This is a genomic window from Paenarthrobacter nitroguajacolicus (assembly GCF_007786235.1).
Lineage (GTDB): Bacteria > Actinomycetota > Actinomycetes > Actinomycetales > Micrococcaceae > Arthrobacter > Arthrobacter nitroguajacolicus_A.
In genome coordinates this window covers 122,623-134,320 of record NZ_VNFK01000013.1, presented here as the reverse complement: position 1 = coordinate 134,320, position 11,698 = coordinate 122,623, and the positions used below count along the sequence as shown (strand labels likewise).

11 protein-coding genes and 1 pseudogene are annotated in these 11,698 nt (G+C 62.1%); 7 read left to right on the top strand and 5 right to left on the bottom strand.

The annotated features are described in order from the left end of the window. Positions 1-667 (top strand): annotated as a pseudogene (locus FQP90_RS16370) (DUF222 domain-containing protein); the annotation flags it as partial. A 377-nt stretch (positions 668-1,044) separates the two neighbouring features. After that, positions 1,045-1,917, top strand: coding sequence for an NAD-dependent epimerase/dehydratase family protein (locus FQP90_RS16365; RefSeq protein ID WP_144652136.1), 873 nt, complete (start codon positions 1,045-1,047; stop codon positions 1,915-1,917). Positions 1,918-2,010: 93 nt separating this feature from the next. Here the strand turns inward: FQP90_RS16365 and FQP90_RS16360 are convergent, their stop codons facing one another. The 3 genes from FQP90_RS16360 to pdhA are packed head-to-tail and all read right to left on the bottom strand — an operon-like array spanning position 2,011 to position 5,587. Continuing rightward, positions 2,011-3,411 carry a dihydrolipoamide acetyltransferase family protein gene (locus FQP90_RS16360; protein ID WP_144652135.1) on the bottom strand — a complete coding sequence of 467 codons (1,401 nt, stop codon included), beginning with the start codon at positions 3,409-3,411 and terminating at the stop codon, positions 2,011-2,013. Continuing rightward, positions 3,408-4,418, bottom strand: a complete 1,011-nt coding sequence (locus FQP90_RS16355; RefSeq protein ID WP_144652134.1) for an alpha-ketoacid dehydrogenase subunit beta — start codon at positions 4,416-4,418, stop codon at positions 3,408-3,410. Before FQP90_RS16355 ends, FQP90_RS16360 begins: the two co-directional genes overlap by 4 nt. Next, positions 4,418-5,587, bottom strand: a complete 1,170-nt coding sequence (gene pdhA, locus FQP90_RS16350) for a pyruvate dehydrogenase (acetyl-transferring) E1 component subunit alpha (RefSeq protein ID WP_144652133.1) — start codon at positions 5,585-5,587, stop codon at positions 4,418-4,420. Before pdhA ends, FQP90_RS16355 begins: the two co-directional genes overlap by 1 nt. 195 nt (positions 5,588-5,782) lie before the next feature. Here pdhA and FQP90_RS16345 point away from each other — a divergent pair, with 195 nt between their 5' ends. The 5 genes from FQP90_RS16345 (at position 5,783) to FQP90_RS16325 (ending at position 9,391) form a co-directional block, all read left to right on the top strand. Then, positions 5,783-6,253: an Lrp/AsnC family transcriptional regulator gene (locus FQP90_RS16345; RefSeq protein WP_144652139.1), complete on the top strand. Its 471-nt coding sequence runs from the start codon at positions 5,783-5,785 to the stop codon at positions 6,251-6,253. 146 nt (positions 6,254-6,399) lie between these two features. Beyond that, complete coding sequence (locus FQP90_RS23355) at positions 6,400-7,107, top strand: hypothetical protein (RefSeq protein WP_244296807.1); 708 nt, start codon at positions 6,400-6,402, stop codon at positions 7,105-7,107. A 128-nt stretch (positions 7,108-7,235) separates the two neighbouring features. Next, positions 7,236-7,643, top strand: coding sequence for a DUF4383 domain-containing protein (locus FQP90_RS16335; RefSeq protein ID WP_144652132.1), 408 nt, complete (start codon positions 7,236-7,238; stop codon positions 7,641-7,643). 49 nt (positions 7,644-7,692) lie between these two features. Next, the gene (locus tag FQP90_RS16330; RefSeq protein ID WP_144652131.1) at positions 7,693-8,298 is read left to right on the top strand and encodes a hypothetical protein; all 606 of its coding nucleotides are present in this window, start codon (positions 7,693-7,695) and stop codon (positions 8,296-8,298) included. Positions 8,299-8,371: 73 nt separating this feature from the next. Next, positions 8,372-9,391 carry a PHP domain-containing protein gene (locus FQP90_RS16325; RefSeq protein WP_144652130.1) on the top strand — a complete coding sequence of 340 codons (1,020 nt, stop codon included), beginning with the start codon at positions 8,372-8,374 and terminating at the stop codon, positions 9,389-9,391. Between the two features lie 87 nt (positions 9,392-9,478). Here FQP90_RS16325 and FQP90_RS16320 read toward each other — a convergent pair whose 3' ends face one another. Together FQP90_RS16320 and FQP90_RS16315 are read right to left on the bottom strand one after the other, a co-directional pair. Continuing rightward, on the bottom strand, positions 9,479-11,095 hold the full coding sequence (locus FQP90_RS16320) for a solute symporter family protein (RefSeq protein ID WP_144652129.1): 1,617 nt from the start codon (positions 11,093-11,095) through the stop codon (positions 9,479-9,481). Then, on the bottom strand, positions 11,092-11,472 hold the full coding sequence (locus FQP90_RS16315) for a DUF485 domain-containing protein (RefSeq protein WP_144652128.1): 381 nt from the start codon (positions 11,470-11,472) through the stop codon (positions 11,092-11,094). The genes FQP90_RS16320 and FQP90_RS16315 overlap by 4 nt, the downstream gene beginning before the upstream one ends. Positions 11,473-11,698: the final 226 nt, after the last annotated feature.

Here is an 11,698-nt window from a genome sequence, read left to right as displayed (position 1 = left end):
CCCGGACCGTGGAGCCTTCCCGGACCTGGACCGCCGCTCCCGGGCCCAGAAACTCCTCGACGGCCTCGTCGGAGCCTGCAGCGTCGCGATGACCACCGGGAAACTACCCTCCAACGGCGGACTCCGCCCCCAACTCACAATCACCATCGACCACCGCGAGCTCTTCAAACAACTCACCGGCACCCAACTCCCGGACACCCCCAGCACAGCAAACCAGCCCAGCACACCAAACAAACCCAGCACCGGCACCGCGACCTTCACCGGCCCGATCCACCCCAACACCATCCGCAAAATCGCCTGCGACGCCGACATCCTCCCCGTCCTGCTCGGCAGCCAATCCCGCGTCCTGGACATCGGCCGGACCACCCGGATCTTCCCACCCCACATCCGCAAAGCCATCACCGCCCGCGACGGCGGCTGCGCCTTCCCCGACTGCACCATGCCCGCACCCTGGTGCGAAGCCCATCACATCACCTACTAGTCCCACCAAGGCACCACAGGAACCGAAAACGGCACCCTGCTCTGCAGCCACCACCACCACCTCATCCACAAAGAACAATGGCGCATCGACACCACCACCGGCGTGCCCTGGTTCATCCCCCCACCCCACATCGACCCCCACCAAACACCCCGACGCAACCACCACCACACACCCCAGAGAATGTAGAGACTGTTGAGGCGTTGCCGCCGATCGGGACCTGGAGACTGTTGAGGCGTTGCCGCCGATCGGGACCTAGAGACTGTTGTGGCGTTGCCGCCGATCGGGACCTAGAGACTGTTGAGGCGTTGCCGCCGATCGGGACCTAGAGACTGTTGAGGCTTCGCTGCGCCCGGAATGTCGCAGTTGTTGTGACTGTCCGGAAGCTACCGCAATACGATCACGGCATCGCCATGCCCTTGGGTCGTTCCCATTTTCCTAGGACTCACAGGGCCTGCCTCGGGGGCTGTACTCGGCAGTTCTGCCCCTTAGGCTGGAAAACCGAACCCCTGCTGAAACCGGCGACGTACCGCAGGTTAGGTCCAGCCACTATCAAGGAGCGCACCATGAGGATTGCTGTCACCGGCGGAAGCGGGAAACTGGGCAGGAGCGTGGTCCGCCGACTCACGCAGGATGGCCATCAGGTCCTCAACGTGGATCGTGTCGGCACCCGCGGACGGGGCTACGTCAGCGTGGACCTCCGCAACTACGGACAAGTCCTGGACGTCATCATGGGCTTGGACGACCAACACGACGGCCTGGACGCAATCGTTCACCTCGCCGCGATACCCGCGCCGGGGCTGGCCCCGGACGCAGCGATCTTCGAAAACAACATGGTCTCCACGTACAACGTGTTCCAGGCAGCTCGGCGGGCAGGCATCAAGAAAGTGGTCTACGCCTCCAGCGAGACCGTTCTGGGCCTCCCCTTCGACATCGATCCTCCCTACATCCCCGTGGATGAGGAGTACACGGCGCGACCGGAAAGCACCTACTCCCTGGTCAAGCATCTCGAAGAGCAAATGGCCATCCAGCTCACCCGCTGGGACCCGGACCTAAGCATTACGGCCCTGCGTTTCTCCAACGTCATGGACCCCGCGGACTACGAAGCCTTCCCTTCCTTCGACTCCGACGCCACACAGCGCAAATGGAATCTGTGGGGCTACATCGACGCCCGGGACGGTGCACTGGCAGTAGTAAGAGCTTTGGAACATGCCGAACCGGGCTTCGAGACCTTCATCATTGCCGCCGCAGATACCGTGATGAGCCGAAGCAGCGCCGAACTGGCAGCGGAAGTCTTCCCCGGCGTCGAGGTCCTCAAGGAACTGGGCGAACACGAAACGATGCTCTCCATCGACAAGGCGCGCAGGCTGCTGGGTTTCGAGCCGGAGCACAGCTGGCGCAACGTCCACTCCAACCGCACCACGCCCACCGAAGATTAGCCCTTGCTGACCGCTGACGTGCGACGGCCCACCCCTTAGCTGCAGTTTCCTGCAAGCACTCGTAAAGGGATGGGCCGCGCAGCCTGGAGCGCGTCAGATCATTGTCATGACCATGGCGGGGTCGGACAGAATCGCTCCCAGATCCGCCAGGAACCGCGAGCCCTGTTCGCCATCCACCAGACGGTGGTCGAAGGACAAGCTGAGCGACATGACCTGGCGAACAGCCAGTTCGTCGTTAACCACCCACGGCGCCTTCCGCACCGCGCCGAGTGCCACGATGGCGGCCTCGCCGGGGTTGAGGATTGGCGTCCCGGCGTCGATACCGAACACACCAATGTTCGTGATGGAGATGGTACCTCCGGACAGCTCAGCGGGCGAGGTCTTGCCTGCCCGTGCGGTGTCCGTCAGCTCAGTCAACGCCGTGGAGAGCTCACGCAGCGTCATCCTGTGGGCGTCCTTGATGTTCGGGACGGTCAGGCCTCGGGGCGTTGCGGCAGCGATGCCCAGGTTCACATAGTTGAACTGGACGATCTCTTGGCTCGACTCGTCCCAGCGGGAGTTCAGCGTGGGACTGTTCCGCAACGCCACCAGGACCGCCTTGGCCGCGATGGTCAGCGGCGTCAGCTTGTAGCCTTCGAACGCCCTGTTGCCCTTGAGCCTGGCCAGCAGTTCCATGGTTGCCGTGACGTCCACCGTAAGGAATTCCGTCACATGCGGTGCCGTGAACGCACTCTGCACCATGGCAGCGGCCGTGAACTTCCGAACACCCTTGATGGCTGTTCGTGTCTCTCGCTCGCCAAGTTCTGCAGCAACAGGAGCAAGCTCGGCCGGGGCTTCCACCGCGCCGGAGAAGTTCTGGACGTCCTCCCGGGTGATGAGCCCGCCCGGACCGGTTCCCGGAACCAGTTGCAGGTCGAGCCCCAGGTCGCGGGCCAATTTGCGCACGGGCGGCGTCGACCGCGGACGCTCAACGTCGGCTTCTGCTTGCCGCGCCACGACGGGCTCGGCGATCGCAGCAGCCTCCGGCGTTACGGACTTCACGTCCTGCACTTGCCCGCGGGCACGGCGGGTGGGCCGCCCGGAATGCTCGACGACGGCGCCATACCCCACCAGGTTCGGCTCGCGTTTGGCGGGGGCACCCACCGCTTCAGTTCCGCCAGCGGTCGGCGCGCCTTTCACGGAAGCCTCGACGGCAGACCGGTCAACAACAGCCGGCGCACCACCGCCGTTGGAGGATCCGGCGTCGTCCACCTCGAACGAGACGATCGGCTTGCCGACCTCCACAACCGTTCCCGGCTGCTCGTGAAGGGCAGCCACGGTTCCGGCAAATGGCGACGGCAACTCCACCACCGCCTTGGCTGTCTCAACCTCGGCGATGACCTGGTTCAAAGTGACCGTGTCACCCACGGCCACCTTCCAGCTCAGGATTTCCGATTCAGTCAGGCCCTCGCCAAGGTCCGGCAGCCTGAATTCCTTGATCATGGTGGCGGTCATCCTTCCAGTCCACTCAACGAGTTGCGGCGTCCCAGGGCGCGGTCCACGCCGTCGAGAATCCTGTCCAGATCCGGCAGGTGGTGCATTTCGAGCTTCGAGTACGGGTACGGAACGTCGAATCCGGTGATGCGGACGGGCGCGGACTCAAGGTAGTTAAAGCAGCGTTCAGTGATGCTGGCCGCGATTTCCGCGCCGAGGCCACCGGATTGCCCGGCCTCGTGAGTGATGACCAAACGACCCGTTTTACGGACGGATGCTTCCACTACGGGATAATCCACGGGAGCCAACGAGCGGAGATCGATGACTTCCACCGAAATACCTTCGTCGGCCGCGGCCATGGCGGCGTCCTTGGCAGTCTTGACCAGGGGCCCGTAGGCAACCAGCGTGACATCCGAGCCGGAACTCACCACTGCAGCCTTGTCCAGAGGAAGGGCCGTGGACAGATCGATAGTTTCGTCTACGTCGCCTTTGTCGTGATAGCGGCGCTTTGGCTCGAAGTAGAGGACCGGGTCGTCGGAAGCAATGGCCTGCTGAATCATCGTGTAGGCATCTTGGGGATTGGAAACGGCCACTACCCGCAAGCCCGAGGTGTGGGTGAAGTACGCTTCAGGCGATTCGGAGTGGTGTTCCGGGGAGCCGATGCCGCCGCCGAAAGGAACACGGATGGTGATGGGCATCTTGACACGGCCCTGTGTGCGGTAATGCATTTTGGCGACTTGGCTGACGATCTGGTCGAAAGCCGGATAGATGAACCCATCGAACTGGATCTCGCACACCGGGCGGTAGCCACGGTAGGCCAAACCAACCGCGGTGCCGATAATGCCGGACTCGGCCAGCGGCGAATCGATCACGCGGTGCTTTCCAAAGTCCTTTTGCAGTCCGTCCGTGACGCGGAAAACGCCACCCAGTGCGCCGATGTCTTCTCCCATGAGGACCACTTTGGGATCGTTTTCGAGCGACTTCCGAAGTCCGGCGTTGATGGCTCGGGCAAATGTGAGCTTGGACATCAGAGTGCACCTTCCTCGACGGGCTGGTTGAAGCTGTTCAGGTAGCGCGAGTAATGATCCTTCTGGCGTTCAATCCAGGAATTTGGAGTGCTGTAGACGTGGTTGAACACGTCGAGAGGCTGCGGATCCTGCATGTCGATACAACTGGACCGTAGCTCCGCGGCCACAGCATCGGCCTTGGCCTTGACGCGTGCTTCCACGTCGTCGGTCAGCAGGCCCTTGGCCTCCAGCAGCTTGCGGAGCCTGAGGATCGGATCCTTGGCGGCCCAATCTTCCAGCTCGATGGGGTCGCGGTACCGGGTGGGATCATCGGCAGTGGTGTGCGGACCCATCCGGTAGGTGACGGCCTCGATGAAGGTGGGCCCACCGCCCTTGCGTGCCCTGTCCAAAGCCACCCGCGTGGCTGCCATGACAGCGAGGACATCGTTGCCGTCCACCCGAATACTCGGGATGCCGAATCCGGTAGGCCGGTCAGCCAACTGGACGTGCGACTGGATACGGACGGGCTCGGAGATGGCCCAATGGTTGTTCTGGCAGAAGAACACCACGGGAGCCTGGTAGCTGGCGGCGAACACCATGGCCTCGTTCACATCGCCTTCACTGGTGGCACCGTCGCCGAAGTACGCAAGGACCGCGGTGTTGGCGCCGTCCAGCTGGACACCCATGGCATAGCCGGTGGCGTGCAGGCTTTGTGAACCGATGATGATCTGGGGCGTCGCGAGGTTGATTCGCTGCGGGTCCCACCCATAGGAGGCGTTTCCACGCCACACCCTGGCAATCTCAGTCAGATGTGCGCCCCGCACATAAGCAACACCGCTTTCGCGGTAGCTGGGAAAGACGAAGTCGTCGTCGCGCAGCGAGCGGCTCGAGCCGATCTGAGATGCTTCCTGGCCGAGGAGCGGGGGCCACAGCGCCAGTTCGCCTTGACGTTGGAGTGCCGTGGCTTCTGCATCGATGCGGCGGATGACGGTCATGTCCTCATAGAGGGAACACAATTGCTCGTCGCCGATGTCTTTGACCCAAACATCGAATTCGGGATGGCTGATTCGCTCGCCTTCCGGCGACACCAGCTGGAGCAGATTGCCGCCAGTCCGCAGGGGATTTTGTGCACTTTGTCCTGGGCCCGGAGTGTCTTGGTGCACTCCTTTGCCCGCCTGATCCGTCAACACAGGTGATCGCAACCTTCCGGCTCGTTTTCGTCGGCGCTGGCTGGACTTGTGATCCTGCCGCAGACCGGCCCTCCGGCACCTTCGCCGGAGTTAACTGTGACCCTACTCACAAGACGCAGGGGGTACAACTACCTCGGGTGAAGTTGAGCATTTTGCCCTGTTTCAGTCAGCGCTACCGTGCTAATCTTGCGCATTATGCAACCCTTGGATGGCACTGATACCCGGCTCCTTTCGGCAATGGCCAAAGATCCCCGGGGAACAGTGGTGGCCTTGGCCCAGAAGCTCGGTCTCTCCCGGAATACCGTCCAAGCCCGTATGGCACAACTGGAGAAGAAACACGCTTTCCTCTCGTTCGAGCGGCGCATTAATCCGGCAGCATTGGGCTACCCGCTCACGGCCTTCATCACCGTCCATGTACAACAGCAAAAACTGGCCTCACTGGCCGAAGATCTTGCCGACATCCCGGAAATCCTCGAGGGATTCGGACTCACCGGTTCCGCGGACCTGCTGCTGCGGGTGGTTGCCCTCGACGCCGAGGACCTCTACCGCATCAACGGCAAGATCTTGTCCTGCGACGGGGTGGACCGCACGGACACCGCGTTGGCTATGCGCGAGATGATCCCCTACCGTGTCCAGCCATTGCTGGGCCGGCGTTCGGACGCCTGATACCGCTGTCACCTGCAGCTATTCCCCGGGGCCTCTTGCCCGCGGAATGCCAGATGCGATTTGATGCAAGTGGACGCATCGGGGGTCGGCCAGAGGTCCCCGGCCAGGTGGTGGCGCTGCCGAAGGCTGCCGAAAGGGGCACTACCGTGAGCAATCCGCAAGAACCCAACCAACCCAACCAGAACCAACCCGGGTACAACCCGCCGCCGGTTCCACCAGGACCCGGGTACCCCCCACAGCCCGGAGCGTCGCCGCAATGGCAACAGCCGCCGTCGTCCTCTTCTCCCCAAGGTTCTCCCCACGGCGGCAATTCGCCGTACCCGAACCCGGGTCAATACCAGCAGAACCCCTACCCGCAAGGTCAGTACCAACCTGGTCAGCCACAACCGGGCCAATACCCACCGGGCCAATACGGCCAGCAACCACCCAGGAAGAGCAGGAAAGTCCTGTGGATCGTCCTCAGCATTGTTGCGGGGGTGATCGTGCTGGCGGTGGTGGGCGTGCTGATCCTGGTCAACGTCGTGGGCAACGCGACGTCCAAGGCCAGGTCCTTGGCGGACGAGTTCACAAACCTGGTGGTCTCCGGGCAAACAGAGCAGGCCTACGACAACTACCTCAGCCAGCCGCTGAAGGACGAGCTGGACAAGCAGTCGTTCGTGGACGGCATTGCCAGCCTGGAACTGGACAGTTCGTGCAAGCCCAACTACAACTCCGTAAACGTCGACTCGAGCAACGGCAACAACAAGGCCGACCTCGCGGGCAAGCTGCAGTGCGATGGCAAGACGATCGACCTCCAGTACGTCTTCGAAGGCACGAACGACCTCAAAATGAGCAGCATCCGCCTCCGCCCATAAAGGTCGAAAAAATAATCGGGCTCACACCCATCCGCCCCACTGCATGGTCCGAATCACTGCTTGAGAGTCCCACCCGGGGCTCAGCAGGACGGCCGGGACCTCCCGGCCATCATCGGAAGGTTCGGACCATGCGTACTTCGCCCAATCGCCTGATCGCCACCATCTTCGGAGCCGTGTACCTCTTGGTAGGCGTGCTCGGTTTCTTCGTCACCTCGGGAATCGGCTTCTTCGCCACCGAAGGTGCCAACCTGATCATCTTTGCCGTGAACCCGCTTCACAACATCATCCACCTCGCCATTGGCGCTGCACTTCTCTACGCCGGCATGAACAGCGTCACGCTGTCCAAGTCCGTCAACACCGCCGTTGGTGGTGTCTACCTGCTGGTGGGTATCGTCGGCCTGTTCCTCGTTGGCAGCTCGCTGAACATCATCGCCCTCAACGGTGCGGACAACGTGCTGCACCTTGCCAGCGCCGTGGTCCTGCTGGGTGTCGCCCTGTCCCAGGACAAGGCAGCCGTAGCTTCAGCCCGCGCCTAGTCACCGGCTTCACATTCACCGGTTACCAAACGAGAGGACGGCGAGATCCATGGAGCGCCATAACCACCCAACCCTAAGCGCAGCAACCTTGCTGTTCATCTATTTCGCTGCGATGGCAGCCGGGATGGTTGAGCTCTCCTTGGCCGCCGGATACCTCACCGGGGCAGCATCCCTGACACCCGGATTGGTACTTGCCGGTGTGGGAACCCTCGCGGCAGGCCTGGCCTTCCTGGCTTGGTCGCTGTGGGGGCTCCACCGCAACTCGCTCGTCTTCCCCCGGTACGCCATTCCGGTCCTGGCCGCGGCAGCGGCCGCCCATGTGGCAGTCATGGCAGCCGGGGTCACTATCCAACGCTCACTCGACGTGAGCCACTTTGCCGCCCTCGGCCTGACGCTCATGGCACTTGCCGGAGCGGGATGGTTGAAACGGCACCACAAGACCAACGACGGCGGCGCCCACGGCCAGCCAAGGACCGGGCGGCTTCTGGCAGCCGCGTTCGGAGCCGCCGTCGTTGTTGCAACAGTTGCTACACCCGGACTGGCCGCATCGATGGCCGGACAGTATGCAGTCCCGCACGGAGAGCACGGCCAGGCACCCAGCGGAGAAAGCGGCCAGGGCTCCAATCCCGCCCTGGATCCAGGTCACCACCACTAGGCGGTGATAGGACAGGCGCACCATCAACACTGCCCACTGTTGATGGTGCGCCTGGTTCGTGGATCATGGAGCCATGGATCCCATCGAGGCGCTCGACGAAATTTCCTTCTGGCTGGAACGAAGCCAAGCCCCTGCTTTCAAGGTCCAGGCCTTCCGCAAAGCTGCCGACGCCGTTCGGCAGCTACCGCCCGACGAGCTGCTGAAGCTCATACGGGCCGGCAGGCTTGCCGGAATCAAAGGCGTGGGGAACCGCAGCGCCGAGGTCATTACGCAGGCACTGGAAGACAAGGTCCCGGACTATCTGGCGGATCTTCGGGAGCGGGGTACAGAAGCCTTGGCATCAGGCGGTGACACCCTGAGGTCAGCCTTGCGGGGAGACCTGCACAGCCATAGCAACTGGTCCGACGGCGGCTCCCCCATCGAATCCATGGTGGCCGCCGCACGGACACTCGGCCGCGAATACCTGGCCCTCACGGACCACTCCCCCAATCTCACCATCGCCAACGGCCTCAGTGTTGAACGGCTTGAGAAACAACTGGGTGTGGTGGAGGGCATCAATTCTTCCCAGGATGGATTCACGCTGCTCAAGGGCATCGAAGTGGACATCCTCGAGGACGGAACACTGGACCAGACACCGGACATGTTGGACCAGTTGGATGTAGTGGTGGCCAGCGTCCATTCCAAGCTTCGCGCCGACAAGAAGACCATGACCACCAGGATGCTTGGTGGTATCAGCGATCCCCATACCAATGTCCTGGGGCACTGCACCGGCCGTCTCGTCCAAGGATCGCGTGGGACTCGGCCTGAGTCTGAGTTCGACGCCGCCAAGGTGTTCAAGGAGTGCGCCGAGTGGGGAGTCGCCGTCGAAATCAATTCCCGGCCCGAACGGCAGGATCCGCCGGACAACCTCATCAACATGGCCCTGGAAGCGGGATGCCTCTTCAGCATCGACAGCGACGCCCATGCTCCTGGCCAACTCGACTTCCTCCAGTACGGTGCGGCACGGGCCGAAGCCCTCGGAGTGCCGAAGGAACGGATCGTCACTACCTGGCCGCTGAAACAGCTGACGGAATGGCTCAGCCTGAAGAAGTAGCCCATGGGATAGAGCTCCAAGGACAGCAAGGGCTCCTACTGCGATTGACGCAGGAGGAGCCCTTGTGTGCTTCGTGGAACCGCTGTCCTAGTGGTCTACGGCCTTTTCGGCACCGACGCCGGTCAGGGAACGCACCTCCATCTCCGCCTGCTTGGCAGGATCTTCACGCCGCTTGTCCAGCACGGTTCCGAGCCAGCCCAGGAAGAAGGCCAACGGGATGGAGACGATACCGGGGTTGCTCAGCGGGAAGAACGCGAAGTTGGCTCCCGGGATCATGGACGTCTTGGCACCGGAGACCACGGGTGAGAAAGTGATCAGCAGGATGGCAGCAGCCAAGCCGCCGTACATGCTCCAGACCGCTCCCTGCGTGGTGAACTTCTTCCAGAACAAGGAGTAGACAATGGTGGGCAAGTTCGCGGATGCTGCGACAGCGAAGGCGAGTGCCACCAGGAAGGCCACGTTCTGACCGTTGGCGAAGATGCCACCGAGGATGGCAAGGACACCGATCACCACTACGGTGCGCCGTGCGACCTTGACCTCGGTGGTTGCGTCGGCCTTGCCCTTGGAGATGACATTCGCGTAGATGTCGTGGGCGAACGATGCCGCCGCCGTAATGGTCAGGCCGGCCACCACCGCCAGGATGGTGGCGAATGCCACCGCCGAGATGAAGCCAAGAAGAAGCGGACCGCCCAGGTGGAAGGCCAGCAGCGGGGCAGCCGAGTTGACGCCGCCGGGTGCGGACTTGATGGTCTCCGCACCCACCAGGGCCGCTGCACCGTAGCCCAGTACCAACGTGAAGAGGTAGAACAGACCGATCAGCCAGATGGCCCAGACAACCGACTTGCGCGCTTCCTTCGCCGTGGGAACCGTATAGAAGCGCATCAGGACGTGTGGCAGCGCGGCTGTTCCCAGGACCAAGGCCAAGCCCAGGGACATGAAGTCCAGCTTCGAAGTATCCGACTTGCCGTACTGGAGGCCCGGGTTGAGCACGGCAGGGTTGTTGGCGGCCTCAGCTGCGGAACCCAGGAGGCTGGACAGGTTGAAGCCATAGATCGCAAGCACCATGGCCGTCATGACCGCAGCACCGGCGATCAGCAGGATTGCTTTGATGATCTGCACCCAGGTGGTGCCCTTCATGCCACCGATGAGCACGTACATGATCATCAAGGCGCCGACGACGATAATCACCAGGGCTTGACCGCCCCAGTCGCTGATTCCCAGCAGGAGCGAGATCAGGCTGCCTGCACCGGCCATCTGGGCCAGAAGGTAGAAGAAGCAGACAGCGAGGGTGGACAGTGCTGCCGCAATGCGGACAGGACGCTGACGCAGGCGGAACGACAAGACATCCGCCATGGTGAACTTGCCGGTGTTGCGCAGCAGTTCGGCCACAAGCAACAGGGCCACAAGCCAGGCAACCAGGAAGCCGATGGAGTACAGGAAGCCGTCGTACCCGTTAATGGCGATAGCGCCGGTGATGCCGAGGAACGATGCCGCGGAGAGATAGTCACCGGCAATCGCCGTGCCGTTTTGGGAGCCGGTGAACGATCGTCCGGCGGCGTAGTAGTCTGCTGCGGTTTTGTTATTTCGGCTGGCTCTGAAAACAATCACCATGGTAACTGCGACGAACAGGGCGAAAATTCCCATGTTGAGAAGCGTGGTGTCCTTCAGGGCTTCGACATTGACTGCTGGGACCATCGTGTTCATTTGTTGACCCCGCTGATCACATTGCCGTCCTTATCAAATTCGTGGCCCTCGATCTCGTTGCGGATGTCTGCAGCGATGGGGTCCAGCTTCTTGTTGGAGTAATTCACGTACCAGGCCGTGATGCCGAAGGTGGTGACGAACTGGAGCAGGCCGAGAATCAGGCCGACGTTGATGTTGCCCCAGACCTTGGTGGACATGAATTCGACCGCATAGGCAGCCAAGAGAACATACGCGAAATACCAAAGCAGGAATACAACTGCCATCGGAAAGACAAAGCTGCGATGCCGCTTGCGCAATGTCTTGAACCGTTCCGTCTGTTGGACTTCCTGGAAGTCCACGGACGCCGTTGCGTCCTGGGGTTGGGCCTCATTACCCATGGTTCCTCCTGGTTGTGATGTGTCCACATCAGCTCCACACGCCTTGCCAATGTGACTGCAATCACTATCGAACGGCGTCCGGTGCCGGTTCCAGAGGTTCACCCGTTGCCATCGCTCAACGGTCCCTGCCCTGCGCCAAACGGCATGTGAGAGAGCGATCAGGAAAACCCGGCGGCATGTGAGAGAGCGTCCCAGTCCCACCCCTTCGGTGAGGAGGGCGAACATC